This window comes from Nocardia sp. NPDC049707 (assembly GCF_040674855.1).
In the GTDB taxonomy this organism is placed as follows: domain Bacteria; phylum Actinomycetota; class Actinomycetes; order Mycobacteriales; family Mycobacteriaceae; genus Nocardia.
Genome location: NZ_JBFANN010000049.1, coordinates 25,515 through 52,024, shown reverse-complemented (window position 1 = coordinate 52,024; position 26,510 = coordinate 25,515). Strand labels below are relative to the sequence as shown.

General features: G+C 65.5%; 24 protein-coding genes and 2 pseudogenes. 12 read left to right on the top strand and 14 right to left on the bottom strand.

What is annotated here, in order from left to right; all coding sequences use genetic code 11:
• The 3 genes and pseudogenes from AB0J29_RS31325 to AB0J29_RS31315 form a co-directional block, all read right to left on the bottom strand.
• Positions 1-99 (bottom strand): annotated as a pseudogene (locus AB0J29_RS31325) (hypothetical protein); the annotation flags it as partial.
• 4 nt (positions 100-103) lie between these two features.
• Complete coding sequence (locus tag AB0J29_RS31320; RefSeq protein WP_364794031.1) at positions 104-1,933, bottom strand: acyl-CoA dehydrogenase; 1,830 nt, start codon at positions 1,931-1,933, stop codon at positions 104-106.
• Between the two features lie 238 nt (positions 1,934-2,171).
• Positions 2,172-3,020 carry a TetR/AcrR family transcriptional regulator gene (locus AB0J29_RS31315; protein ID WP_364794029.1) on the bottom strand — a complete coding sequence of 283 codons (849 nt, stop codon included), beginning with the start codon at positions 3,018-3,020 and terminating at the stop codon, positions 2,172-2,174.
• Between the two features lie 75 nt (positions 3,021-3,095).
• Between AB0J29_RS31315 and AB0J29_RS31310 the strand changes: the two genes are divergently transcribed.
• A complete protein-coding gene (locus tag AB0J29_RS31310) occupies positions 3,096-3,980 on the top strand; it encodes an MFS transporter (protein WP_364794027.1) in 885 nt (294 codons plus the stop codon).
• Between the two features lie 60 nt (positions 3,981-4,040).
• Here the strand turns inward: AB0J29_RS31310 and ramB are convergent, their stop codons facing one another.
• A complete protein-coding gene (gene ramB / locus AB0J29_RS31305) occupies positions 4,041-5,447 on the bottom strand; it encodes an acetate metabolism transcriptional regulator RamB (protein WP_364794025.1) in 1,407 nt (468 codons plus the stop codon).
• Between the two features lie 93 nt (positions 5,448-5,540).
• Between ramB and AB0J29_RS31300 the strand changes: the two genes are divergently transcribed.
• The 3 genes from AB0J29_RS31300 (at position 5,541) to AB0J29_RS31290 (ending at position 9,417) form a co-directional block, all read left to right on the top strand.
• Entirely contained in the window at positions 5,541-7,052 is a 1,512-nt protein-coding gene (locus AB0J29_RS31300) for an ATP-dependent DNA ligase (RefSeq protein ID WP_364794023.1), read from the top strand.
• Between the two features lie 174 nt (positions 7,053-7,226).
• The gene (locus AB0J29_RS31295) at positions 7,227-8,483 is read left to right on the top strand and encodes a lipase family protein (RefSeq protein WP_364794021.1); all 1,257 of its coding nucleotides are present in this window, start codon (positions 7,227-7,229) and stop codon (positions 8,481-8,483) included.
• Between the two features lie 217 nt (positions 8,484-8,700).
• Positions 8,701-9,417, top strand: a complete 717-nt coding sequence (locus AB0J29_RS31290) for a hypothetical protein (RefSeq protein ID WP_364794019.1) — start codon at positions 8,701-8,703, stop codon at positions 9,415-9,417.
• Between the two features lie 102 nt (positions 9,418-9,519).
• On the opposite strand, the gene AB0J29_RS31285 is transcribed toward AB0J29_RS31290, so the two are convergent.
• The 6 genes from AB0J29_RS31285 to AB0J29_RS31260 all read right to left on the bottom strand — a co-directional run bounded on the left by AB0J29_RS31285 (position 9,520) and on the right by AB0J29_RS31260 (position 15,994).
• Positions 9,520-10,935 (bottom strand): glycosyltransferase 87 family protein, encoded by a 1,416-nt coding sequence (locus AB0J29_RS31285; RefSeq protein WP_364794017.1) that lies wholly within the window; start codon positions 10,933-10,935, stop codon positions 9,520-9,522.
• A gap of 129 nt (positions 10,936-11,064) precedes the next feature.
• Positions 11,065-11,892, bottom strand: coding sequence for a class II fructose-bisphosphate aldolase (locus AB0J29_RS31280; RefSeq protein WP_364794015.1), 828 nt, complete (start codon positions 11,890-11,892; stop codon positions 11,065-11,067).
• Positions 11,889-12,839, bottom strand: a complete 951-nt coding sequence (locus tag AB0J29_RS31275) for a hexose kinase (protein WP_364794013.1) — start codon at positions 12,837-12,839, stop codon at positions 11,889-11,891. The genes AB0J29_RS31280 and AB0J29_RS31275 overlap by 4 nt, the downstream gene beginning before the upstream one ends.
• Positions 12,836-13,984, bottom strand: a complete 1,149-nt coding sequence (locus tag AB0J29_RS31270; RefSeq protein ID WP_364794011.1) for an N-acetylglucosamine-6-phosphate deacetylase — start codon at positions 13,982-13,984, stop codon at positions 12,836-12,838. The genes AB0J29_RS31275 and AB0J29_RS31270 overlap by 4 nt, the downstream gene beginning before the upstream one ends.
• Positions 13,985-14,003: 19 nt before the next feature.
• A complete protein-coding gene (locus AB0J29_RS31265; RefSeq protein WP_364794009.1) occupies positions 14,004-15,047 on the bottom strand; it encodes an ROK family protein in 1,044 nt (347 codons plus the stop codon).
• Between the two features lie 32 nt (positions 15,048-15,079).
• Positions 15,080-15,994 (bottom strand): sugar isomerase, encoded by a 915-nt coding sequence (locus AB0J29_RS31260; RefSeq protein ID WP_364794007.1) that lies wholly within the window; start codon positions 15,992-15,994, stop codon positions 15,080-15,082.
• Positions 15,995-16,186: 192 nt separating this feature from the next.
• On the opposite strand from AB0J29_RS31260, the gene AB0J29_RS31255 reads away from it, so the two are divergent.
• The 4 genes from AB0J29_RS31255 to AB0J29_RS31240 all read left to right on the top strand — a co-directional run bounded on the left by AB0J29_RS31255 (position 16,187) and on the right by AB0J29_RS31240 (position 20,154).
• On the top strand, positions 16,187-17,437 hold the full coding sequence (locus AB0J29_RS31255; protein WP_364794005.1) for an extracellular solute-binding protein: 1,251 nt from the start codon (positions 16,187-16,189) through the stop codon (positions 17,435-17,437).
• 82 nt (positions 17,438-17,519) lie between these two features.
• On the top strand, positions 17,520-18,422 hold the full coding sequence (locus tag AB0J29_RS31250) for a sugar ABC transporter permease (protein WP_364794003.1): 903 nt from the start codon (positions 17,520-17,522) through the stop codon (positions 18,420-18,422).
• Between the two features lie 34 nt (positions 18,423-18,456).
• Positions 18,457-19,362: a carbohydrate ABC transporter permease gene (locus AB0J29_RS31245; RefSeq protein ID WP_364794001.1), complete on the top strand. Its 906-nt coding sequence runs from the start codon at positions 18,457-18,459 to the stop codon at positions 19,360-19,362.
• A 138-nt stretch (positions 19,363-19,500) separates the two neighbouring features.
• The gene (locus AB0J29_RS31240) at positions 19,501-20,154 is read left to right on the top strand and encodes a TetR/AcrR family transcriptional regulator (protein WP_364793999.1); all 654 of its coding nucleotides are present in this window, start codon (positions 19,501-19,503) and stop codon (positions 20,152-20,154) included.
• A 1-nt stretch (position 20,155) separates the two neighbouring features.
• Here the strand turns inward: AB0J29_RS31240 and AB0J29_RS31235 are convergent, their stop codons facing one another.
• The gene (locus AB0J29_RS31235; RefSeq protein WP_364793997.1) at positions 20,156-21,304 is read right to left on the bottom strand and encodes an FAD-dependent monooxygenase; all 1,149 of its coding nucleotides are present in this window, start codon (positions 21,302-21,304) and stop codon (positions 20,156-20,158) included.
• An 88-nt stretch (positions 21,305-21,392) separates the two neighbouring features.
• Between AB0J29_RS31235 and AB0J29_RS31230 the strand changes: the two genes are divergently transcribed.
• Together AB0J29_RS31230 and AB0J29_RS31225 are read left to right on the top strand one after the other, a co-directional pair.
• Complete coding sequence (locus AB0J29_RS31230) at positions 21,393-21,965, top strand: helix-turn-helix domain-containing protein (protein ID WP_364793995.1); 573 nt, start codon at positions 21,393-21,395, stop codon at positions 21,963-21,965.
• Between the two features lie 120 nt (positions 21,966-22,085).
• Positions 22,086-22,877: a DeoR/GlpR family DNA-binding transcription regulator gene (locus AB0J29_RS31225; RefSeq protein ID WP_364793993.1), complete on the top strand. Its 792-nt coding sequence runs from the start codon at positions 22,086-22,088 to the stop codon at positions 22,875-22,877.
• A 123-nt stretch (positions 22,878-23,000) separates the two neighbouring features.
• Here the strand turns inward: AB0J29_RS31225 and pnuC are convergent, their stop codons facing one another.
• The 3 genes from pnuC to AB0J29_RS31210 all read right to left on the bottom strand — a co-directional run bounded on the left by pnuC (position 23,001) and on the right by AB0J29_RS31210 (position 25,530).
• Positions 23,001-23,690 (bottom strand): nicotinamide riboside transporter PnuC, encoded by a 690-nt coding sequence (gene pnuC / locus AB0J29_RS31220; protein WP_364793991.1) that lies wholly within the window; start codon positions 23,688-23,690, stop codon positions 23,001-23,003.
• A 200-nt stretch (positions 23,691-23,890) separates the two neighbouring features.
• Positions 23,891-24,928: an XdhC family protein gene (locus tag AB0J29_RS31215; RefSeq protein WP_364794035.1), complete on the bottom strand. Its 1,038-nt coding sequence runs from the start codon at positions 24,926-24,928 to the stop codon at positions 23,891-23,893.
• Between the two features lie 14 nt (positions 24,929-24,942).
• Positions 24,943-25,530: an NTP transferase domain-containing protein gene (locus AB0J29_RS31210; RefSeq protein WP_364793989.1), complete on the bottom strand. Its 588-nt coding sequence runs from the start codon at positions 25,528-25,530 to the stop codon at positions 24,943-24,945.
• Positions 25,531-25,660: 130 nt separating this feature from the next.
• Here AB0J29_RS31210 and AB0J29_RS31205 point away from each other — a divergent pair.
• A pseudogene (locus AB0J29_RS31205) lies at positions 25,661-26,193 on the top strand (2-oxo-4-hydroxy-4-carboxy-5-ureidoimidazoline decarboxylase).
• Positions 26,190-26,507, top strand: coding sequence for a hydroxyisourate hydrolase (gene uraH, locus AB0J29_RS31200; RefSeq protein ID WP_364793987.1), 318 nt, complete (start codon positions 26,190-26,192; stop codon positions 26,505-26,507). Before AB0J29_RS31205 ends, uraH begins: the two are co-directional and overlap by 4 nt.
• The last annotated feature ends 3 nt before the right edge of the window (positions 26,508-26,510 follow it).

Below are 26,510 nucleotides of genomic sequence, written 5' to 3'. Positions count from 1 at the left end.
TGCGGTGAGAGCCGCACGTCCGGTTCGGCGGGCGGCCACGGGAGACGGACCCGCGGGCAACCCGGGCACCGCGCCCGTGGCCGACCCAACTGATCCGGTCGGATCAGAATGCGGCTTCGTCCAAATCCATGATGTCGTTATCGATCCCGGCGATAATGTTCTTCGTCGCGGTCAGCTGCGGCAGCGCGTTCTTCGCGAAGAAGCTTGCGACGGCAACCTTTCCGGAATAGAACGCCCGATCCTTCTCCGGCGCTTCGGCGGCCAGTGTGGCGGCCGCGATCTCGGCCTGCACCAGCAGTCGCCAGGCGATGAGCAGATCGCCGACCGCGAGCAGGAAGCGCACCGAACCGAGCCCGACCTTGTACAGCTGCTTCGGATCCTGTTGGGACGCCATCAGATACCCGGTCAGTGTGGCCGCCATCGCCTGCACATCGGCCACCGCGGTGGCCAGTAGCGCCCGCTCGGTCTCGAAGCGGCTGGTCTTCGCCTCCAGGAAGGCGGTGATCTGCCCGTTGACGTGGGCGAGCGCCGCACCCTTATCCCGAATGATCTTGCGGAAGAAGAAATCCTGCGCCTGGATGGCGGTGGTGCCCTCGTAGAGCGAGTCGATCTTCGCGTCGCGGATGTACTGCTCGATCGGGTAGTCCTGCAGATAGCCGGAGCCACCCAGTGTCTGCAGCGATTCGGTCAGGTACTGGTAGGCCCGCTCGGAACCGACACCCTTGACGATCGGCAGCAGCAGATCGTTGACCCGGTGCGCCAATCCGGCGTCCGCACCCGAAACCAGCTGCGCCACATCGGCATTCTGATGGGCGGCGGTGTACAGGTAGATGGCGCGCAGACCCTCGGCGTACGCCTTCTGCATGGCCAGGCTGCGGCGCACATCCGGGTGGTGGGTGATGGTGACGCGCGGGGCGGACTTGTCGGTCATCTGGGGCAGGTCCGCACCCTGCACGCGCTGCTTGGCGTAGTCGAGCGCGGTGAGATAACCGGTGGACAACGTGCCGGTGGACTTGATGCCGACCATCATGCGGGCGTTCTCGATCACCTGAAACATCTGTGCGATGCCGTTGTGCACCCCGCCGACCAGCCAGCCCTTGGCGGGCACCTCGGTCGCGCCGAAGGTCAGCTCACAGGTGGGCGAGGACTTCAGACCCATCTTGTGCTCGACACCGGTCACGTAGACGCCATTGCGGTCGCCCAGCTCCAATGTCTCGTGATCGAACAGGAATTTCGGTACATAGAACAGCGAGAGCCCCTTCGTGCCCGGACCGGCCCCCTCCGGGCGGGCCAGCACCAGATGGAAGACGTTCTCGGCAGTCTCGCCGACATCGCCGCCGGAGATGAAGCGTTTGACGCCCTCGATATGCCAGGAGCCGTCCTCCTGCTCGACGGCTCTGGTGCGGCCCGCGCCGACATCGGAACCGGCATCGGGCTCGGTCAGCACCATGGTGCCCGCCCAGCCGCGCTCGTAACCCTTTGTGGCCCAATGCTTCTGCTGTTCGGTGCCGACATTGAACAGCACCGAGGACATCGCCGGGCCCATATTGAAGAAGCTCGCCGCCGGGTTGGCGCAGCTGAGCATCTCAGTGATCGACCAGATCACCGCGGCGGGCGCGGGTGTGCCGCCCATCCCCTCCGGCATGCCGAGCCGGCTCCAGTCGGCCTCGTGCACGGCCTGGACGGTTTTGCGTAGCGGCTCGGGCACCGAAATCGAGAAGGTGGCCGGATCATAGGCCACCGGGTCGCGGTCGGCCGCGGCGAAGGAGTCCGCCACCGGACCCTCGGCCAGCCGCTTCACTTCGGACAAGATATCCCGCACGGTTTCCGAATCGAGATCGCCATAGGCGCCCGTATCCAGGAGTTTGTCCAGTCCCAACACTTCGAACAGGTTGAACTCGATATCCCTGACGTTCGCCTTGTAGTGACCCACCGGTCCTCCTCGACTCACGCCTCCGCGACCTGCCAGCCACGGGATCGGCGTTTTGACGTTGTACAAAAGGAGCCTGCCGCACCGCTGTCTTGCTACGCAACCGTAGCCGGGCGGGGGTCCACTCCGCGCACCGATGATCGGCCTTCAGAGGGCAGCAGCGTGTGCGACAGACTCGTCACCACGAGATATTCCGATGCACCGCAGTGAAACCGCAAATCGGTGTCGGAACCGAAAGCTTTCAGTCGGCGAGGAGCTTCAGGACGACGGGACGGGACAGCGTTCCCGACACTTGGCGTGCGAGTTGGTTGGCGCTGGTGCCTGCGGCGTGGGCGGCGCGCATCGCCGCGGCGAGTTCGTCGCGGGCGGCGTCGGTCGCGGCCTGGGCCGCGCGTAGGCGTTGGGCGGCGCGGTCTACCGGATCGGTCGGCGCGGCGACCGTGGCGGCGGCGTCAACCCTGCTGGCCGATTCGATGGTCAACTCGTTGACCGGTTCGCGATGCGGGATCGACTTATCCGTTCGCAGCGCCGCCCTGGCGAATTCCATCATGAATTCCCGGGTCGCCTGCTGGTTCTCGGCATCGGCGCCGAGCAGCAAGCGGGTGATCTGCGGGACCGCGAGGCTCCAGTTGGTCAGGCCGCACAGGGCGAGCAGCAGTCGGCCCGCGTGGCTGGGGTCGACATCGAACTGCTCCATGGCGCGGTCGAATTTCCGTAGGTAGTGCTGGGCGCGCCAGTCATCGATATCGTGGGCGTCGGTGCCCCGGTGCAACCCCTCCCAGAGCAAAAGCCTTAGCAGTTGCGGATTTTCGCGGTGGTAGTCGAACAGCTTGCCGATGTACTCACCGGGTTCGGTCTCGGCCAGGGGCTGCACCACGTCCATGAATTCGCGCATGGTGTCGATCACGATGACGTCGAACAGTTCGTCCTTGCTGCCGAACAGGCCGTAGATGCGCTCCTTGTTCACCCCGGCCGCCTCCGCGATCCGGTCCACCCGCGCGCCGGCCAGGCCGTATTCGGCGAATTCGTCGCGCGCGGCACGCAGCAGGGCTTGCTTGGTCGCGTCGCTGCGTTTCATTGTGGCCGTCATGACCGCGACTTTACCATCGCATTAAACCAACTATTTGGTTGACATTAGGTTTGCGATAGGCCTAACTTCGTCCACATGGCAACGCCGACCATTCAGCTTCCGACCGGTATCCCGGCTCGGGCCCGCATTCGTAGCGCGTCACCACGCGCGCACACCGGGCGTACCCTCCCTGTTTTCGTCCTGTCCGCACTCTTGGCCACCGGCCAGATGTACATCCCGATTCCCCTGTTCACGGCCATGAAGGCGGACTGGAATGTGGGTGCGGGTGTCATTACCTGGATCATCAGCGCCTTCGCCTTCGGCTATGCGGGTGGCTTCGTGCTGTTCGGCCCGCTCTCGGATCGCTACGGCCACCGCCGGGTACTGATCACCGGCATGATCGTCGCCTCGATGGTCACACTATTGACCGGTCTGTCGTTCAGTGCGCCGATCGCGGTCGGCCTGCGTGTCGCGCAGGGACTCGTCGTCGGTTCGATTCCGCCCGCGATCATGGCCTATATCGCCACCCGCATCGCACCGGCGCATCGGGCGGTGGTGACCATGTCGGTGGCCACCTCCGCCCTGCCGCTGCTGGCCATCCCGCTCTCGCGGCTGACCAAGCCGGGACAGATGGTGCTCGGTGCGCTGGTCGCCGCGACTGCCATGGTGATCGCCACCTTCGAGGGCACCCACCTCGCGGTGCTGACCATCCTGCTCGCCGTGCTGGTCGGCGGGCTCGGTGTCATCGCGCCCGCGGTGCTGCAGACTGCGGGGGAGTTGGGTGGTGAGGCGCGGGCCGCCGCGTCCTCGGTCGCCATGTTCAGCTTCTATGTCGGTGCTACCGCCGGACCGCTGGTGGCCGCGGCGGCGGCGCCACATGGCTTTACGGTGCTGGCGTGGACACTGGCCATCCTGCTGGTCGCGGCGCTCGGTCTGACCCTGTTCGGGGTGCGGATCCAGCGTTCGACGCTACCGGCTTAGCAGAATGTGCAAGGCCGACATCGGATATCGCCGGTGTCGGCCTTCGCGCGTCACTCGAGCTCACTTGAGCACATACGGTGATACCGAACTTCGATGTTCACTGATATCGAGCACCTTGCCCAGCGGCGGGAATGCGCGCTGTGGGCAATTGGCGCGTTCACAGACCCGGCAGCCCGCACCGATCGGCGTGGCCTTGGCCACGTCGAGATCGATGCCATCGGCGTAGACGACGCGACCCGCGTGCCGTAGTTCGCAACCGAGCCCGATCGCAAAGGTCTTGCTGGCCTGGCCATAGCGGGTCGCGCGGCGTTCGACGGTGCGAGCCACCCACAGGTATTTGCGGCCGTCGGGCATCTGGGCGATCTGCGTCATGATCTTGCCCGGATAGGCGAAGGTTTCGTAGACATTCCACAGCGGGCAGGTGCCGCCGCTCGAGGAGAAGTGGAAACCGGTGGCGGACTGGCGTTTCGACATATTTCCGGCGCGGTCCACGCGTACGAAGGAGAATGGCACGCCGCGCAGCTTGGGGCGCTGCAGCGTCGAGAGCCGATGACAGATCGTCTCGTAACTCTGGGTGAAGAAGGCCGAGAGCCGCTCGATATCGTAGCGGAAATCCTCGGCGACCTCGTGAAAGTGCGTGTAGGGCAATACGGTTGCCGCGGCGAAGTAGTTCGCCAGGCCGAGCATGGCCAGCTTGCGGGTGTCCTCGGAGGCGAAATTGCCCTCCTCCACCAGCCTTTCGAGCAGATCACCGCATTCGAAATAGGCGAGTTCGGCGGCGAGTTTGAAGGTGCGCTGGCCACCGGACAGATGCGGTGCGATCTCGAGTCGCTGGGTCTGCGGGTCGTAGCGGTGCAATACCCCCTCGCCGAGATCGATGCGTTCGATAATGCGCACATCGTGTGCGCGCAGCAGGCGGGCGACCTCACTGTTCACATCGCCGCCGTGGAAGCGGATGCGGGCGGTGAGTTCCTCTGCGGCGGTATCTAATTCATGGATGTAGTTCTGCCGCTGGTAGAAGAAGTCGCGGACTTCCTCATGCGGTTTGCTGATCGTCGCGCTGCCGGAGCCGTCGGCGAAGCGGTCCTCGGTGGCGGCGGCCAGCTGTGCGGAGGTATTGCGGTACCGGTTGTGCATATTGACCAGGGCGCGCGCCATACTCGGATGCGCGGAGACCATATCCGCGATCTCCTGGGTATCGGCCTCGATGCCGAGTTCCTGATCCATCACGACCTCTTGGAGTTCGGCGATGAGCCGGGTGTCGTCCTGGGAAGAGAAAAAGGTCGCGTCGACGCCGAACACTTCGCTGATCCGCAGCAATACCGGTACGGTGAGCGGGCGCACATCGTGTTCGATCTGGTTGAGGTAGCTCGCCGAGATCTCCAGCTTCTGGGCGAGTGAGACCTGGCTCAGCCCGCGTTCGGTCCGCAGCTGACGAAGCCGCGCCCCGACGTAAGTCTTGGCCATGTGTCCAGCCTATTAGCGGATTCGCAAACCTGCCAATAGGTCATTAGCAGCGGGGCTGAGCGATTTGTCACAGGGGCGGGCTACCGTCGACTGATGTTGTTCTCGGATGTCGTGCAGGCTTCGGAGACCGTCCGTGCGACCCGGTCCCGGAAGACGAAGATCGTCACCCTGGCCGCGCTGTTGTCCGCGGCCGCCCCGGATGAGCTGGCGCCGGTGGTGGCATGGGTCTCCGGTGAACTTCGTCAGGGGCGCATCGGCACCGGCTGGCGCACGTTGACCGCACTCGAATGCGAGCCGAGTGAGCTTGCGACGCTAACGGTTTCGTCGGTCGACAACATGCTGAGCGAATTGGCCACCACCTCCGGCCCCGGCTCCACCAACCGGCGCAAGGAATTGCTGTCGGATTTGTGGACCGCTGCGACCGCCGATCAGCAGGCGTTCCTGATGCGGCTACTCGGTGGCGAGCTGCGTCAGGGTGCGCTCACCGCGATCGTCGCCGAGGCGGTCGCGGTGGCCGCGGCGGTGCCGATCGAGCTGGTCCGCCGCGCGTACATGCTCTCCGGACAACTACCGGTCACCGCTGTCGCGGCGCTGACCGGTGGGGCCGAGGCACTGAGCGAATTCCGGCTCGAAGTGGGCCGCCCGATCCAACCCATGCTCGCCTCGCCCGGTGCGACACTGGATGACGCGCTGGCCGAATTCGGTGCCGAGGTGAGCGTCGAACACAAACTGGACGGCGCGCGCATCCAGATACACCGCGCCGGCTCGCGGGTCTGGGTATTCACCAGGACGCTGCGCGATATCACCGCCGGCGTGCCGGAACTGGTCGATCTCGTCGCCCGGCTCGACTGTACGAGTGTGGTGCTGGACGGAGAAACGCTGGCGCTCACCGATTCCGGACGGCCGCGTCCGTTCCAGGAGACGATGAGCCGCTTCGCCGAGGTCAGCTCGACCCGGGAATTGCTGCTGCACCCATACTTCTTCGACTGTCTGCATCTGAACGGCAAGGATCTGCTCGACGCCCCGCTGCACGACCGCCGCAGGGCGCTGACCGAGGTCGCGGCCGCACACAGCATCCCGGCCCTGATCCGGCCCGATGCCGAGGCGGCCGCCGAGTACTTCGACGGCGCGCTGGCCGCCGGACACGAGGGCGTCATGGTCAAGTCGTTGACTGCGCCATACGCCGCGGGCCGACGCGGCCGGTCCTGGCAGAAGATCAAGCCGACGCACACCCTCGACCTGCTGGTGCTCGGCGCCGAATGGGGTTACGGCCGCCGTACCGGATATCTATCGAATCTGCACCTCGGCGCGCGCGATCCCGAAACCGGCGAACCGGTCATGGTCGGCAAGACCTTCAAGGGCCTCACCGATGCGCTGCTGCAGTGGCAGACCGCCGAATTCCCACGGCACGAGCGCACCCGCGACGAGTACGCCGTATACCTCTGGCCGGAACTCGTGGTCGAGATCGCCCTCGACGGCGTCCAGGTCAGTCCACGCTATCCGGGCGGCGTCGCGCTGCGCTTCGCCCGCGTAGTGCGCTATCGACCCGATAAATCCGCCGCCGACGCCGACACCATCGACACGGTCCGCGCACTCCTGCCGTAATCGGACAGCCGAATCGTTATGCGGACCGCACGGTTGTGTTCCCGGTATTTGTGCTGGCCGTAGGTGAGACTGGCTTCGATTCGGTCCGATACCCGCGCGGAAACGAAGGACTCGGCGTTGCTCGGTGCGGCACGAAAACGATGGATGCGATCGTGGTCGGCCATCGGTCGGCCGATGCGGAAGGTGGTGGCGCTCTGTGCGGTGACCTGTGTGGGGGTTGTGGCGGCGGTCGGTGCAGCTGTGCCGGGAATGGCTGGGGCGTACCCGGATTCGGCCACCGATGGCGTGCACCCGGTGCGTGATCCCGCCTCGGTCATGCCGACGCCGCTCGACGACGCCTTCTACACGCCGCCGCCGGATTTCGAGACGCTGCGTCCCGGCACCGTGCTCGCGGCCCGTGGCATCGATATCGGGCCGGAGCCGACGCCGGTCACCGCCACCGAACTGCTGATCCGATCGACCGATGCCAAAGGCCATCCGGTGCCGGTGGTCGCCACCCTGCTCGTGCCCGTCGCGCCGTGGCAGGGTTCGGGACCCCGACCCCTCGTCGCCGACAACGAAGCGATCGATTCACTCGGCAACGACTGTGCGCCGTCCCAGCAACTCAGGAAGGGGCTAGCGGCCGATATCCGCTCGGTGCAGCTGCCACTTTCGAAGAACTATGCGGTGATCGTGCCCGATCATCAGGGGCCACGACAGGCTTACGCGGCGGGTCGCATGGCCGGACATGCCGTACTGGATTCGATACGCGCCGCCGTGCACACGCCCGAGTCGGGTCTGTCGCCCGATACGCCGACGGTGGTCTCCGGGTACTCCGGCGGTGCCATCGCCACGGGCTGGGCGGCGCAACTCGCACCGGAATACGCGGGTGAGTTGAACCTCGTCGGCGCGGTGATCGGCGGCGTTCCCGCCGACTTCGGCATGCTGATCAATTCGATGAACGGCGCCAATGCCGCCGCCGGCGTATTCCTGGCCGCGACCCTCGGTCTTGCCAGGGAGTACCCGGAGATCATGGCGCTGTTCAATGACAACGGTTGGCGGCTGTCGCAATTCGCGAAGGATTTGTGTTTTCTGGACGCGGCGCTGCTCGGTGCGCTCGCGCCCATACCCACGGAGATGCTCACCGATGTGCCCCAGCCGACGAAACTGCCGATGATCAGGGAGATCCTGGCCGAGAACCGCCTCGGTACCGCCGCGCCGCGAGTGCCGGTCTTCATGTACCACGGCATCAACGAGGTGTGGGTTCCCTTCGCCGGAGCCGAACACCTCTACGACGACTGGTGCCGGTTGGGAGTTCCGGTGCGCTTCGAGGCCTATCTCGGCGAGCATATTATCGTCAACAGCGCCGGAGTCGCAGCCGCGAATTCCTGGATCGATCAACGCTTCGCGGGTGCGCTGCCACCGGACGGCTGTACGAAGGTCGGCAAATAGCGACCGGCATTCCTGACCGCTGAATTCGGAATACATCCCCGAATCTGCCTATCCGACAGCGGATCCGCGCGGAAAGCGCCGACGCCTGAATCGAGTTTCGTTCGGGTGGAACGATATTCGCTGTGGCATAGCTCTCGTCCTGTACCGATGTCGGTCGACCGATCGATAGTCCGAGCGGAGCGCGACCCAGCGTTCCGTTTCGAGAAGGAGGACGAATATGGCGTTATGGAAGACGAGTTCGCGCACGGTACGACGGACGCTGGCGCACACCATTGTGGCCGCGACATTGGCAGTCGCTCCCGCGGTGGTCATCGCACCGGCATTCGCCACCCCGGATGCCGGTGCCTCAACTCCCACCCAAGCCTCGATCCCCACGCAGGCGCCCGCGCCGACTACACAGGCGCCCGCGCCGACCACGCAGGCGCCCGTGCCCACCACGCAGGCCCCGACACCTCAGCCGACCCAGAGCCCTACGCCGCCTGATCGCGACGACGCGGACGGTTACGGTCCCGACGGCTTCAACCGCGCCGGCCGTGATCGTTCCGGGTTCGACCGCTTCGGGTACGACATATGGGGCTACGACCGCTCGGGGTACAACCACTCGGGCCGCGACAAGTTCGGCTACGACCGCGATGGTTACGACCGCTCAGGGTACGACCACTCGGACCGCGACCGGTACGGGTACGACCGCCGTGGTTACGACGCACGTGGTTACGACCGCGATGGTTACGACCGCGATGGTTACGACGCATTTGGCTACGGCCGCGATGGTTACGACAGATGGGGCTACGGCCGCAATGGTTACGACGCACTGGGTTTCAACCGGCAGGGGTGCAGCCTGACCGGCGACGACCGTCCGGAGGCCGACCATGCGGAGTGTGAGCGGCAGCGGCAGCAGCAGCAGGCTCATCCGTCGACCGGCAGCGCGGGCTGATCGGTCCAAGGCAATGCACAGCTGGGTTGTCAGCATTCTCGAGGTGATCGGAGCAGGATGATCGGTGTCGGCGAACGAAGCGGCTCCCCGTGAAAAGGAGCCTTACCCGACGGCTTCCAACTCGCTCGACCCCGGCGGTTCACTGCTCGGACCGTCTTCCCGCCGATCGGCGGCGCCCACCCCTCGCTCGCGCCGCCGATCCGCGACGCCCGCATCGGGCAGCTGCACGGCATTCGGCCGGAGCGGAATCAACCAGACGACCGCGGCGATCAGCGCGGCGGTGGCGAGCAGGGTGTACGAATCACCGAGTAGGAATTGCCATAGCGTCCAACGGAATTCCCGGCCCTCGGTCTGCGGTACCTGCCAGATCAGCCCCTGCGGCAGCAGTGGCAGATCCGGATCCCATGCGCCGAACCGATCGGCTCGCAGCGGCCAGGCGAAGACGAACAGGTAGATGAGCGCCGGCACGGCGATCCGGACGGCGAGCGGTCGGTGGCGCAGCACGTGGATCAGCCACAGCAGCGCCGGTGCGATCCACACCCAGTAGTGGGTCCAGGAAATCGGCGAGACCAGCAGCATTACCGTGGCCGCGAGCAGTGCGCCCAGCAACTCGTCACCGCGCAGGTAGGCGATTCGCGCCGCCGCCATTCCGGCCAGTCCGAGCAGTCCGGCGCAGAAGAACGCGGAGGTGGTGTCGTTCCACGTCGTCCATTCCAGGCGGCCGAACATGCCGTTGATCGATTGGTTCTGCACATAGGCGAAGCCGATGCGGTTCTGCGAGCTCGTGGTCGTGGTCCAGAACTGCAGCGCCTGGGTCTGCCGGTACCAGAAGCCGATCGCGACTGTGGCGCCGAAGGTTGCGGCGGCCGTCGCGGCGGCCCGGAACTGGCGGGTGATGAGCAGATAGACGATGAAGATCGCCGGGGTCAGCTTCAGTCCGGTCGCGATGCCGATGAGGATGCCCCGATAGCGGCTCTCCTTGGGCATGGCGAGATCCGCCAGCACCAAGGCCATCAGGATTGCGCTGAGCTGACCGAAACGGAACGTCTGCTGGACCGGCTCCAACCAGATCGCGGCACCGGTGACCGCGATGCTCAACGCCAGCAAACCCGTGGTGCGGCGTAGGTGCTGCAGTTTGGCGGCGCTCCAGACGCTCACGAACAGTGACGCCATGGTGAGCACCGTGATGCCGGTCCCGATGTAGTTGATCGGGAATCTCGACAGTTCGGCACAGATCCACGCGGCGAAGACCGGGTAGAGGAAGGGCAGGCCGAGCGGTCCGCGGCCGTCGTACAGCAGCGCGGGGTGGGTAGCCGCGGCCGTACCGCCCCACATATAGACCTGGAGATCGACTTGGTGCCAGTACATCTGCCAGTTGGGCCGCAGAAATAGCAGCCAGGCGCCGATGGACACGGAGGTGAATACGATTGCGGCACTGAGCATGAATGTGTGCGAGACCTTGGGCTGCGTCCCCGCACCGACAGCGCGCTGTTCTCCTGATTGCAGGATGACAGCCATGGAGTTGTTTTTCCTTCATCAGGTGATACAGCTCGAACGGACAGCAAATCCTTAGCTAAACTAAAAACAATTCAGCCTATCATCGTTGGCCGGTGCCGGCTGCCCATAATTTCCCCGGACTGGTGGGATCTACCCGGCGAGCACCCGCAGCAGATGTTCGACCTCGGACCGGATGGCGTCCCGGGCGGGACGCAGGTATCTGCGTGGATCGGAGATGGTTGGGCCGTCCGCGAGCGCTGTCCGGATTGCCTCGGTGGCAAGGATATTGAGCCGGGTGGCGATATTGATTTTGGTCATGCCGCACTCGACGGCGGCATGCAGACCCGCGTCGGGCACGCCGGAGGAGCCGTGCAGCACAAGGGGGACCGGAACCTTCGCGGCCAGCCGAGAAATCAGGTCGTTATCGAGTTCGGCCGTGCGCGTCTGCATGGCGTGTGAGGAGCCGACCGCGACGGCAAGGGCGTCCACGCCGGTCGCTGCGACGAATTCGACGGCCTCGTCCGGATCGGTGCGGACACCGGGGGCGTGCGCACCGTCCTTACCGCCCACCTCGCCGAGTTCGGCCTCCACAAAGACATCGCGGTCCTGGCACCAGCGGACGATATCGGCGGTGGCGGCGACATTTTCGGCGTAATCGAGGGTGGAGCCGTCGTACATGACCGAGCGGATACCGAGGTCGACCGCGGTGCGGATGAGTTCGAACGAAGTGGCATGGTCCAGGTGAACGGCGATATCGGCGCTGCTGTCGGCGGCGATGTGCAGGCAAGCCAGCGCGATCGGGGCCAGCGCGCCGTGGTAGCGCACCGTGTTCTCCGAAAGTTGGAGCAGCACGGGCCGTTCGGCCGCCTCGGCAGCTGCGGCGATGGCCTCGGCATGTTCGATGGTGATCACATTGAAGGCGCCGAGACCGCCCGGGCGGGCGGTCGTGATCAGGTCCGCGACGGGTCGTGAGGTCATGGGGAGGTCTCCTGCGGGGTGGCTAGTCGTTCGACGATCACCGTCGGTGCGATCTGGGTGCGTAGGCGGCGATCGATTTCCCCGGCGACCGGGATGACGACCGCCGCGGCGGAGGTGGCGACGGCATCGACCAGCGCGGCGGGCCAGTCCGGGGTGTCATTCGCCTCCGACAGTGCCGCGATCACCGCGGCGGTCGCCGAATCGCCCGCACCGGTGGGATTTCCGGCGAGCGGTTCGGGCAGGGCCGCCGACCACGCGCCCTCGGCGGTGACCACGACCATGCCCTCGGCGCCGCGGGTGGCGATGACGGCGCGCACCCCGCGTTCGATGAGCGGCCACGCGGCTGTGGCGACTTCGTCCGGGGTCACCGGTACCCGCCCGGTGAGACGTTCCAGCTCTTCGGTATCCGGCATCAGCACGATGCCGGGGACCTGGGCGGCCAGCCGCAAGGACTCGCCGTCGACGTCGCAGATGGTCGGGACACCGGCGGCGATGGCGGTTCGTGCGATGTCGGCGGGTAGGTCGTTGGCGATACCGCCCGGTAGCGATCCGGAGATGACCAGGCCGTTGATATCCGGCAGCATGCCGGAGACGCGGACCGAGAGCTGTTCGGCGGCATGTGGATTCGAGACCCGGGCGCCGGGTTCCCACAGCGCGGTCGCGGTACCGTCGCCGGATTCGCTGATCACCACCGTGCGCCGCACCCAGGGCAGCGCGTGCACGAAGTCGACCGGCATTTCCAGCTCGGCGGCGGCCGCGAAGGCGTGGTCGGAGAAACCCGTTGCCCTGGCGTACTTTCCGAGCTGATTGAGCACCCGGGTCACATTGATGCCCTTGCCGCCGATGCGTTGCTCGACCGAACGGACCCGATGGGCCTGGCCGCGCTCGAAATGCTCTACCCGGTAGGTCATGTCGTAGGCGGGGTTCATTGTCACGGTGAGGATCACGTCAACAACTGTCCACGTCTGAGCACCCGGCGCAACTGTAGATTGTCATCGACTATCAGCAGGTCGGCGAAATGGTCGGCCCGGAGGTCGCCCACATCGGCCAGTCCGGCCGCCGCAGCCGGTACCGAAGTGGCGGCGATTACCGCCTCGCGCAACGGCACACCGCAGCCGCGGACCGCCCAGGCGAGGCAGCGCAGCAGGTGGGCGGTACCGCCCGCAATGGATCCATTGGCGATCCGGGCCACGCCATCGGCAACGCGAACGACTTGCGGACCGAGTTGGTATTCGCCGTCGGGCATGCCCGCGGCCTGCATCGCGTCGGTGATCAGCGCGACCTGTCCGGGCGCGGCCGCGAAAACCATCGCGCCGAAACCGGAGTCGACGTGCACCCCGTCGCCGATCAGCTCCACGACGACTTGGCGCTGCGCCGCGGCAACGAGTGCGGCCGCCACCGGACCGGGCGTTCGATGATGCAGTGGCGGCATGCCATTCGCCAAATGTGTGACCAGGTCGCCGAATCCATTGGGTCGCAGTGCCTGTCGGAACCGAGTGAAGTCGGTATCGCTGTGGCCGAGCGAGACCACCACACCACTGTCGGAAAGGCGTTGGGCGACCTTCTCGAATCCCGGCAGTTCCGGCGCGAGCGTCATGACCCGCAGCTGCCCGTCGGCGGCGCTGAGCAGACGTTCGGTCAGCTCGAGATCGGGATCGCGCAGAAATCGGGGATCCTGCGCACCACACCTGGCGGCAGCCAGAAATGGTCCCTCGGCATGGATTCCGCCGATGGTGCCGTCCGCCGCCAACGATCGCAGCGTCGCGACCTGCGCGACCATATCGGTCGCCGCGCCGGTGACAACGCTGGCCAAGACGGTGGTGGAGCCGTGCTTGTGATGAAACTCGGCGGCCGCTCGCGCCTCGGCGCCATCGACGGTGTCGAACCGGTGGCCGAATCCGCCGTGGTTGTGAATATCGACGAGGCCGGGCAGTACGGTGCCGGAAAATGGCGGCACGGTCGAATTCGGATGTGCGGCAACCCAGTCCGCGAGTGAGCACACCCGATCGATCCGGTCCGCGCGGATCGATACGACACCGTCGTCGAAGGCGCAGGCTGCCGAGACGATCCGGCCGCGAATCTCGACATTCATCCGAACATCCCGACGCGCGTCATGTCAGGGCTCCTTGTCTGGCGAACAGGGCCGCGCCCATGAGCCCCGCGCGGGCGCCGAATTCGCCCAGCACCACCCGCGGTGCGGGCACGACGCGTAGGCGTTCGGCAATGGTGTGGTGCAGGGGTTCGGTGAGCGCGGGCCCGGCCCCGGCCAGGCCGCCGCCGAGAATGATCAGTTCGGGGCAGGCCGCGTGAATGAGGCCGAGCAGACCGTCGGCAAGGGCGCTGATCGCGTCGCCGACCACGGCTTTGGCGTCCGAATCGCTATTGATTCTGGCGAAAACGTCTGCTGCGCTTGCTGTTTCGTGTCCGGTTCGCTTCGCGTAAGCGCGGGCGATGGACGCACCCGATGCTACGGTCTCCACACAGCCGATATTGCCGCAGGGACAGCGCAATCCGTCCGCATGCCGAACCGGGATGTGTCCATATTCGCCGGTCTGGCCGTAGCCGCTGCGCAGCAAACGACCGCCGACGGAAAGCGTGCCGCTGATGCCGGTGCCCAGAATGAGCACGCACACGTCATCGTGGCCGCGCCCCGCGCCGAAACGCCATTCGGCCCACCCTGCCACCGCGACATCGTGCTCGATCAGCACCGGCATACCCCAGCGACCGGTGAACCGATCGCCGATGTGCACATCGCGCCAACCGACATTGCTGCTGAATACCGCGATCGACCGGACCGGATCGACAATGCCCGGCAGCACTACCGCCGCGCGCGCGACCCGACCGCGCTGCTCATCGGTCAACTCGGCCAGCAGCTGATCTCCGAGTACCCCCATGGTTTCGAAGGCCGCCTCGCCCTGCGGTGTGGCCAGCACACCCGAGGCGAGCACCGTGCCCGCGGCATCGGTGACCTCGCCCTTCATCGTGGTGCCGCCGACATCGAGACCGAGCACCAGCAGGTCATCGGTCAGCGCCGGGACCGACTGCCGCTGTTCCGCAACCGGCCCCGGCGCATCCGGCGCGGCCGAGTTCGTCGCGCCGGTGCGATCCGCGAGGTCATCGCGGTGCACTGTGGTCTGGCGCTGTTGCGTTCCCATATCCCGCACAGTAGTTGCCTGGTAGCGGACGCTCACCGATCCAAGACGACGGAACGGTTCAGGTTGCGCGGATGGTCCGGGTCGAGTCCCTGGTCGGCGGCGCGCAGCACACAGAGCTGCTGCACGCGGACCAGATCGGCCATCGGGTCGATATCGCGGTGTTCGAAGTGGGCACCGGTGACGGCCACATCGGCGGCGAAATTGGGGACCAGCGGTCCGAAGGCCCAGACGGCACGGCCGGGGGTGGAGATGCTGATCGGGCCGTGCCGGTATTCGGTCTGCAGATACGCCTCGGTCCAGGACTGGCAGGATTCGCGCAGCTTGAGCCCCGCCTCCTCGGCGATCGCGGCCGCGAAACCCATCCCGACGAAGCTGATCTGCTCGGCACGACGTACGGCGGCGAGCGCGGTCGCCGGGTCTTCGGCGAGTACGGCCCTGGCCTGCTCGATGGCCGGACCCAGGTCCTCGCCAAGATGCCAGCGTAGGATCGACAGCGCGGTGGTGGCGAAGCGGGTCTGCACCACCGACTGCTCGTCGACCTCGTTGATCAGGATCGGATCGCCGAGGTCGAGCACCGGGGTGCCCGGACTGCTGCAGATGACGGCGCGCGGAATGTGCGTCGGAATCGCCCGCATGGCATCGACCACCTCCGTGGTGGTGCCGGAGCGGCAGATGACGAGGTAGCGGTCGTAGTCGCGACCGCCGCGAACCTCGCTGGCCGGCCACGCGTCGGTAATACCCTGCCCCGAACCCTCACGCAGTGACGCGATCGCACGGGACATGAATAGTGAAGTGCCGCAACCTATGACGGCGACGCGCTCGCCCGGTTGGGGCAGTACGGCGCGGTGTGCGGCGGCGGTGGTCTCGGCGCGGACCCAGTCGTCCGGCTGGGTGGCGACTTCGACGGCCAGATGGGACCCAGGGGTGGAATGAGCGGAGATCGGCACGACAACAGAATCGCCCTGTTGATCGTTCTTGTCAAGTTTACGAGCGAATCAGTCACATATGATCACTATTGGGTCTAAATTATCCGTAGCGACTTGCTTGCAGGTCGCTCGAAACGATCGGCTCAGTCGATTCGTTCGCTCCATCATCGGCGGTGCGGTAGCGCCCGGGGTGAAAATTGAAAGGTTCTGCTCGTGAAAAGACCCCTCCACGGCATACTCGCGGGGATCGCGCTGGTCACCGGCGTCGCGCTGGCCGTCTCGTCCTGTGGTTTCGGCTCCAAGAACTCGGCCGACTCCGATAAGTCGATCTACTTCCTGGCTCCCACCTACAGCGACGGTGCCTATGGCACGAAGGCGCTGTGGGATCACATCATCAACGACTTCCAGAAGCAGAATCCGGACTACAAGGTCATCCTGCAGATGGAGTCCTGGGAGTCGATCAACGATGTGGTGAAGACCAAACTGCAGTCCAAGTCCACCACCCCGGATCTGCTGAATATCGACGCCTACGCCAGCTTCGCCGGTGACGGCATGCTCTTTCCGGTGCCCGAGGTCGTTTCCCCGAATGTGCTATCGGATGTGCAGCCCAGCTTCGCCAAGAACGCCTCGCTGAACGGCACGCAGTACGCGATGCCGCTGTTCGCCTCCACCCGCACCCTGTTCTACAACACCGATCTGTTCGCCAAGGCCGGGGTGGCCACGCCGCCGAAGACCTGGGCCGAGCTGACCGACGCCGCCAAGAAGATCCAGGCGCTCGGCGGCGGTATCTCCGGCTACGGGCTGCCACTCGGCAGTGAGGAATCGCAGGCCGAGACGTCGCTGTGGACCTTCGGCGCGGGCGGCAGCTGGTCCGATGACGACAAGATCACCGTGGACACCCCGCAGAACCTGGAGGGGGTCAAGGCCATGCGGGACATCTTCGATGCCGGTGTCACCCAGCCGACCCCCGGAGCGACCAACCGCAAGGATGTCATCAATTCCTTCATCCAGGGCAAGATCGGGATGATCGAGGGGCTGCCGCCCACCATTGCCCAGATCGCCGAGAAGAATCCGGGTCTGAAGTACGCCACCGCGCCCACGCCGACCAAGGACGGTACGCCCGTCACGCTCGGCGTGGCCGATCACCTGATGGCGTTCAAGAAGGACGGCAAGAAGGCCGACACGATCAAGAAATTCCTCGACTTCTTCTACTCGGCGAATGTGTACTCGAACTTCGTCAAGAACGAGCACTTCATTCCGATCACGACCAGTGCCACGAAGGTGCTCGCCGACGATCCGGTGACCAAGGCCTTCGCGTCGACCCTGCCCGTGGCCAAGTTCTACCCGAGCAATAACCCGAAATGGGCCGCGGCGCAGGGTGCCATGCGTCAGCAGATGGGCACCATCGCGCAGGGTGCGGACCCGGCGCAGGTGTTGCAGCGGATACAGGAAGCAGCGAAATAGCGTGGGTCGCCAAGCGGCCCGAGCGACGGGCCCGGAGGAGGTAGCGCAGCGTGACCACACAGGGTCCCGGGCGGGCCGCACAGTGAACGGGGCGATCCGGGTGCTAGCGGGGAAGAATTCGACGCTGCGGGCCGTCCCCTGGATCGGGCCGTCCTTGGTGCTGATCGCGGCCATCGTCGCGTTCCCGGTCGGCTATATGGTCTGGACCAGCACCCGGGACCTGAGCGCCTACGGTCAGGACCGCGGTCCCGCCGGCTTGGCCAATTACCGAAACCTGTTCGATATCAGCGAATTGGGATCGGTATTGGCCCATACCGTGGTCTGGGTGGTCAGCGTCGTGCTGATCACCCTGGTGCTCTCGGCGGGGCTCGCGCAGTTCCTCAATAAGGAGTTCCCGGGACGCACCGCCGTACGGATGGCGATTCTGGTGCCGTGGGCGGCGTCGGTCGTGATGACGACGACCATTTTCTATTACATGCTCGATCCCGATGTCGGCATCGCCAACCGGTTCCTGGTCGATATCGGGCTGCTGGATCGCGGCTACGGTTTCACCAAACAGCCGACGCCCGCCTTCCTGGTGGCGATCGGCGTCGCGGTCTTCGTCTCGATCCCGTTCACCACCTACACGATTCTGGCTGGACTGCAATCGATTCCGGCCGAGATCGATGAGGCGGGCCGGGTCGACGGCGCCAGTGCCTGGCAGCGCTATCGGTATCTCACCCTGCCGCAACTGCGTCCGGCGATCGCGGTGGCCACGATCATCAACATCATCAATGTGTTCAATTCGCTGCCCATTCTGCAGGTGATCACCGGCAGTATCGCGGGTTTCGGTGCGGATACGACGACGACCTTGACCTTCAAGCTGATTCGGCAGAATCAACAGCTCGATACCGCGGCCGCCATGAGCGTGTTGAACTTCGCGCTGATCGTGGTCATCATCGCGATCTATGTGAAGGTCGTCAAGCCGACCCAGCAGGTGGATTGATGAGCACGAACGCCTACTCAGGTGAGGTGAGCCCATGACCGCGCAGGCGGACATACACATCGACGGTGTGGAAATCCCGCCCGACACAACGGCTGCCGAAGCGCGGACCGGGCGACCTCGGCGGCGGCGTTGGGAACTCACCGCGGTGGGCGTGGTGCTCGCGGTCGTCTTCCTGACCCCGTTCGTGGTGATGGTGCTCGGCTCGTTGAAGAGCCGCGCCGAAATCCTGCGCATCCCGCCGACGTATCTGCCCGAGACCTGGCATCCGGACAACTACGCCACCATGTGGAGCACCCCGGAGACGCCGCTGCCGTTCAATCTGGTGAGCACGGTCGTCATCTCGGTCTGTGCCACCCTGCTTGTGCTCTTCGTGGCCGTCCCGGCCGCGTATTACACAGCGCGGCACAGATTTCCGGGCCGTGCGATATTTCTCGCGCTGGTGCTGGTCACCCAGATGTTGCAGCCGACGGTATTGGTTACCGGCTTGATCCGGGAGTTCTTCGCCCTCGGCATCAATGACACCTGGCTGGCCATGATCCTGGTGAACGCCGCGTTCAACCTCTCGTTCGCGGTGTGGATCCTGCACAGCTTCTTCGCCGCCATTCCGGTGGAGATCGAGGAGGCCGCGCAGCTCGACGGTCTGAGCCGCTGGCAGATTCTGGTCCGGGTGAGTCTGCCGCTGGTCTGGCCGGGCATCGTCACCGCGACGATTTTCGTGGTGGTGGCCTGCTGGAACGAATTCGCGGCGAGCCTGGTGGTGCTGACGACCCCGGCGAATCAGCCGCTATCGGTGGCGCTGACCAAATTCGTCGGACAGTACGACACCGCATGGCAGTACGTCTTCGCGATCTCCACGGTCGGCATTGTTCCGGTGGTCATCCTGTTCGCATTCATCGAGAAGCGCCTGGTCGCGGGACTTACTGCGGGCAGCGTCAAGTAATCGCCCGGAAGACGGCGGGTGGCCTTGTGCCCCCGCTGTTTTCGTCGCCGCGTCGGCGGGCTGACGGTGCACCGAAGTAGCGGTCACTCGGATGTCCGTGCCCAGGGTGGGCGCTTGCCGACCGGTAGCATCGGAGCCGTGGCACGGCAGGATGACGAAACCAAGGAGGGCCGCAATTACGGCGGGCTGTCCAAGCCGCAGCGGGTAGCCCAGCGGCAGGCGCGACTTATCGATGCCGCGTTGGAATTATTCGGCACCCAAGGCTATGCGGCCACCTCGATCGAACGGCTGTGTGCCGTCGCGAATGTTTCCACGCGCAGTTTCTACGAGGATATGGGCAGCCGCGAGGCATTATTGATCGCGCTGGTGAACCGTACTACCGCGCATGCGGTCGAGCGAGCGCTGGACAGTATGGCAAGGACTGCGGGACAACCGCTTTCTGTGCGGGTCCTCGACAGTTTCCGGGCCTATCTCGAGGTGACCTGCGCCGATCACCGGTCGGCGCGGGTGTGTTACGTCGAAGTGGTCGGGGTCAGTTCGGCGGTGGAGGATTGGCGCAGGCAGCAGCAGCTACTGATGACATCGCTGCTGATCAGCGAGGCGGAGCGAGCCGTCGAGCGCGGCGAGACCAAGTGGCGGCGGTTCGATCTGTTCGCGATCGCGGTTATCGGTGCGGCGAATTCGCTGGCCCAGGAGTTGGTGCGGAGCACGCATCCCGATGCCGAGGTGTCGCTGGATGAAATATGCGAGGAGATAGCGCATTTCGTGAATTCCGGACTTGGGTTGACCTGATTCACGCGGCATGCCGGGTTCGATTGCGGATGGCGGTGACCGCGGGCAGGACGCGAGTTGCGGTATTGCGCAGTACGATTCCGGCCCGTGTCGCGGGAATGAGCATCGAAGCCGCGGTGGCCACGCCATGGAGTCTGGGGTCGACCAGTACCCGGTGCCGGGTCTCGTAGCGCTGGAACGCCGCCGTGTGGTCCTCGGGTGTGGCTGCCAGTTCTTCCGCCAACGTGTACGCACCGGCGATCGCGAGGGTGGAGCCGTCGCCGAACAGTGAGACGCAGGACGCGGCGTCACCGAGCAGGGCGATGCGTCCGTCCGACCAGCGCGGCAGTTCGCCCTTGCTGACGGAGTCGAAGAACAGGTCGTCGGTGTCGCGAACGCGGTCCAACAACTCCGGGACGCGCCAGCCCTGATCGATGAAGGCCTCGATGACCAGGCGCTTGTGCAGTTCGGTATCGCGGTGGTCGAAACCGGGCACGCCCTTGTGTCGGAACATGAATGCCGCGATGGCGCGCCCCTTCGTCGGATGCACCGACAGTGCCCGTCCCGGTGTGTTGTAGATCAGGACTTCGCGCTCGCTGCCGAATGGCTCATCGAGCCGAATGGTGGCGATGTAGATGCCCATATGCCGAACGAATTCGGATTCGTCACCGAAGGTCGAGCGGCGCACCGTGGAATGTAGGCCGTCCGCACCGATGACGAAGTCGAAGCGACGGGGTTGGGCTTGTTCGAAGGTGACATCGACGCCGTCGGCATGCTGGGTCAGGCCGGTAATGGTGTCGCCCCACAGGAATTCGGCATTGTCGCGGCTCGCGTCGAGCAGGATTGCGGCGAGATCCGCGCGGGGGATCTCGACTTCGCGCTCGCCCGCCGATCCCTGGAAAGCCCTCAGGTCGACCCGGGCGACGCGGCGGCCGCTCGCATTGACGAAATTCATCTGGGACACAGCAGAATTCGCGGCGCGCAGCGGCGGCATGATGCCCATGCGCTCGACCACATCGATGGCGGGTCCCTTGATGTCGACCGGATTTCCGCTGGAGCGTTGGCCCGTTGCCCGCTCGACCACCGTGACCTGGAAGCCTCGGTCGGCCAGCCAGTACGCCAGGGTCGAGCCGCCGACGCCCGCACCGGAGATCAGCACCGTCTTCTTCATGCCAACACCTTTCGCTAATCGGACGAAATTCGTCCGTTTAGCGAAAGGGTACAGTAAGCGGAAGGATTTCGTCCACTTAGTCTTGGAGGTGAGGGCGACGACCGGTCCGAAGCGAGCGGATGCCAGGAATAACCGGGATCAGATCATCGCCGCGACCTTGGTGACCTTCCGTGAACACGGTGTCGAGGTGCCGATGAAGGAGATCGCGGATCGGGCGGGTGTCGGTGTCGGCACGCTGTATCGGCACTTCCCGGATCGGGATGCGTTGATCGCGGAGACCGCGCAGTCCTATCTCGCGGATTTGGCGCAGTCGGCGGCGACCGCACTGGCACAGGAGGGTGCGGCATGGCCTGCGCTTTCGCGGTTCCTGCACGAATGTGCACAGCGGCGGGTCGGGGCGCTGGCCGCGGCGATCGAGCCGAATCTGCATGCCGAGATTCGGGCCGATCCGCGGTTGCACGAGGTGCGGGGGCGGATTGTCGAATTGGTCTCGCGGATGACCACGGAGGCGCAGGCGGCCGGTGTCATGCGTGCCGATATCGAGCCAGGGGAAGTGGCCGGGCTGATGACCTTGCAGATCTACACCCGGGCTGGTGAGTCGTATCCAGAGGCGGTCCGTCGGGTGGTCGAGGTCGTCCTCGATGGGTTACGGGCCCGGTGATGCGGGTGTCCGGCTCGGCGATACGGCGACCGACTAGCTACGTTCGGCTCGTGCATGTGGTCATATTGTCTGCGTGCAAGCAAAAATGGCAGGTCGCCCGCGTGGGCTGGAAGACGTGAGATGACCGGACCGACGGACCGGCCGCAGCGGTGGAACCGACTGCTGGAACTGCTCGCCGACTCCGGGCGGCTTTCGGTAGAGGAGGCCGCCGAACGCCTCGGGGTTTCCCCGGCAACGGTGCGCCGCGACTTCACCGCACTCGCCGAACAACAGTTGGCGACCAGGACGCACGGCGGTGTGGTCGCGACTTCGGTCGCCTACGACCTGCCCGCGCGCTACCGGCAGGGCGCGGATGAGCCGAAGCAGCGCATCGCCGAACACGCTGCGGGGCTTATCGAACCGAATGCGGTAGTCGGAATGAACGGCGGAACAACGACGACCGCCGTGGCACGGGCATTGGCCGGACGAACCGATCTGGCCAATGCCGGCGGGGATCCGCTGACCATTGTTACCAATGCGCTCAATATCGCGGGTGAAATGGTGTTGCGGCCACATATGCGCACAATCGTCCTCGGAGGAGTGGCCCGGCGTGAGTCCTATGAGCTGCACGGACCATTGGCCGAGCGGGCTCTGGCCGAATTGCGTTTGGACGCATTGATTCTCGGAGTGAATGCGATCTCCGCCGAGGGCGGCGCACAGTGTCGGCATATCGACGAAGCAGGGGTGACCGCCGAGATGGTGCGGCGCTCCGACCAGGTGCTGGTCGTCGCCACCGCCGACAAGCTGGAGCGCTCGGCACTGGCCCGGATCTGCGGAATCGACCAGGTCAACGTGCTGGTGACGGATTCGGACGCGGACCCAGCCGCGGTCGCGACAATCCGAGCGGCCGGGGTCCGCGTAGACGTGGTGTGAGCCGTCGAGGCGCACGCAAGGGCCGGATTCCGAGGACCACATCATCGCGCGGTAGCTCGGCGAATTCGGCCATATCCGCATTGCCGCCGTGGCACCGATTCATCAGAGGTTGCGAAAAAAGTTCTAGGCCCGCGCGGGTGCGAGATCGGCTGCCATGGGCACAGCCGATTTGCGCAGTGTGCGCACCCAGACGGCGAAGCCCCACGCGACGAAGCCCGCGTAGATCAGATACAGCGTCGCGGAAGGGTAATAGTTCGCCCGCAGCAGCAATGGCACACCGACGAGATCGACGGCGATCCAGATCAGCCAGAATTCGGCGAGCCCACGCGCCATCCCGTAGGTCGCCAGCACCGATCCGGTGAAGATCCACGCCTCCGCCCACGGCCCGTAGGAGCCGATCAATGCGAACACCTTGGCGAATGCCGCCGTGCCGACCACCATCGCGGCCACCAGCGCCAGCCGTTCCCGCGCACTGGCCCAGCGCGGCACGACGCCTCGGTGTTCGAGTCCGGTCTCGGCGCGGGCATGCCGATACCAACTCCACCAACCATATGCGCTGACCGCGATGAACATCAGCTGCCGCCCGGCCTGTCCGGCCATATTCAAATGCTGTGGCGTGTTGAAGATTCCGCCGACGAATACGGTGAACAACAGCGCATTGCCCGCGATCCCGATCGGCCACGCCCACACCCGCCGCCGCATACCGCCGACCGCGGAGGCCAGACCGAAGCCATTGCCGATGATCTCGCGCCAGAGGATTTCCGAGCCCGCGATATGCAGTTTGGCGTCGAGCAGCGCGAAAAGTGGATTCACCTCCGCTGTAACCCGAGCGGGTCGATATCTCATCCCACAGTCGGTTGCTGCTGGGCCGCAGGCTGCTGTCGCAACTGCCCGGTCCCCGGATCATCACGGCACGGCAGGCGATTTTCGCCGATCTGCGGATCACCCTGCCAGTTGTTCGACCTCTCGGTGCTGTGCGAGGTGTACGCGGAGAATCCGGGCTTGCAGTAGCGCTAGAGCGCCACCGGGGCTTTGGTCGGCAATTCGCTGAATTGCGTTGCGGCGTAACGGTTTTCGATAGTTTGCTGCCTGGCCCCGGAACGGGCGGCAAGTAGTTCGGCGGCGATCGAGACGGCGACCTCGGCGGCGGTGCGCGCCCCGATATCGAGACCGGCGGGGGAGTGTAGACGGGCGAGCGTCGCGTCATCGAAGCCGCCCGCCCTCAGGTCTTCGATGCGTCGAATATGTGCGGACCAGGAACCATTTGCGGCTAGATAACCCAGCTCGGGCAATCGCAGCGCAACGGTGAGCAGCGGGATTTCGAACCTCGGATCGTGCCCGAGGACGACAATCGCTGTGCTGTTATCGATTTCGCCCGCCGCCGACAAAGTGTTCAGGTATCGGTGCGGCCAGTCGACAACCACTTCGGCGCCGGGAAAGGTCTCCGGCGTCGCGAAGGTGTCGCGGGAATCGCAGATCGTGACGCGGTAGCCGAGCAGTCTGGCCTGGACGGTCAGCGCTGCGGCAAAGGCGTTGGCGCCGAAGATGATCAGCCGCGGCGGCGGGGGGAATGACGCGACGAATACATCGGAATCCGGCAGCGCGACCAGTTCGGTCGCATGCCGCTGCGGGGTGATCAGATGCTGTCCGATCAGATCCGGATCCGGATTCCACACTACCGTGAAGACGGTGACCCTGCGGTGCGCAGCGATTTCCGCTGCGACGGAGGGGAATTCGGGAAAGTCGCGACGCGAGAACGGCTCGACGAAGACATCGACCATGCCGCCGGAGTCCAATCCGGGTTCGCCGGGCGGGACGCCGAAGCGGTGCAGTCCGCGCCGACCGCTGCGCACGGCATCGGCGGCCGCCTCGACCACGGTTGCCTCGACGATGCCGCCGTGGATCGAACCGTAGACCGCGCCATTGGCATCTACCAGGATCGATGAACCGACCGGCAGTGGTCCGGAACCAACGGTGCGCACGATGGTGGCCAGTCCGCCGGTCCGGCCGGAATGCCATACCCGCAATAGGTCGTCGACGATGTCGCGCATCTGCTCAGCTCCACTCACGCATGCGGCGTGGCCGGGAAGTCACGATCATCGCCTGTCGCCAAGTCGTCGCACGTGACGCACACCATATCGCTATTACCCGCCAAATAGGTGCGCCCGCCGGAATCTCTAACCGCAGCTTGATAAACCGAGGTCCAGTGCTTGTCCGACATGACGACCGGATGCCCAGGTGTGGCGTGGAACACAGCTCTTGCCAGGCCGGTCGGTGCCGCGAAGGCCGCGGCGACCACCCGGGCGACCACATCGGCACCGACATCGGGAGTATCCACCGGCATGATCGCGACGTACTCGGCAGGCGTGTCCGCAACGGCGCGCAAACCCGCGCGCAGCGAGGCCCCGAGTCCGGTCGCCCAGTCCGCCGCCCACACATGATCGACGCCCTCGGGTAAGTCGACCGCGGCCGGAGCCGGTCCGGTCGCGCCGAGCACCACGATCACCGGATCGCAGCCGCCGTCGCGCAGTGCCGCCACCGCCGACCGCAGCCAGGCACCGCCCTCGGCCAAGGCCTTGGGCATCCCGTAGCGCGTCCCGGCGCCCGCGGCCAGGACGATGCCCGCGCAGACCGGGTCGGATGGTGCAGCCATGACAAGACGGTAGCCCGACCATGTGGCCAATGGGTTACGGAAAAGTACTGTGACGTCGACAATCGGATACCGCGACACGCCGGATCTCTTTAGAAAGGCGACCGGGTTGGTCGTATTCGATGCTGGTCCGATGACATACGACGGGTTGGGCCTCGCGGAATTCAACGCATTGCCCGCGGCGGAGCGCAGGTCGGCTGAAGGCGAATGCGACCTTGCTCGTGTGCTGGCCGCCGGGCGGCCGTATGCAAGCATCGATGCGGTATTCGATGCGGTGCCGGCCGATTTGTCCGAGACCGAGATCGATCGCGCACTCGACAGACATCCGCGCATCGGTGCCCGGCCCGATACCGCGGCATCGGCGCGCGAGCAGGCCGCGGTGGCCGGGGCCGAGGATACGGTGCGGATCGGGTTGGCCGAGGGCACTCTGGCCTATGCGGAGAAGTTCGGCCATGTCTATCTGGTGTGCGTGACCGGTAAGTCCGGGCAGCAGCAGCGCGGTGCCGGCGTCCCAGTACGCGGTTTCCAGGAGGGGACGAGCTGATGGCCTTGCTCTCCGCCCGGCTCCGAATTGATCCGGCGACCGAAAGGCGGGTTATGCGAGTGGAATTGGCGAAGATCAATCGGATTCGGTTGGCGTGGCTATTGGTCGGGGCTGCCGAATGAGCACGATCGGTACGCATGTGCTCGATGCCGTCGCGGGTGTGCCCGCGGCCGGTATCGCGGTGGCGCTCTATCGGGGCACCGAGCTGCTCGGTTCCGCGACCACCGATGACGGTGGCCGGATCGCCGCGCTCGGTGCGGCACTGCCACCTGACACGTACCGGCTGGTGTTCGATACCGGCGCGTACTTCGCCGAGCGCGGGATCGAATCGTTCTATCCGGAGGTCGCCATCACCTTCGTTGTCATCGAGGAGCGGCACTACCACGTCCCATTGCTGTTGTCGCCCTTCGCCTTTTCCACCTACCGCGGGAGTTGAGCC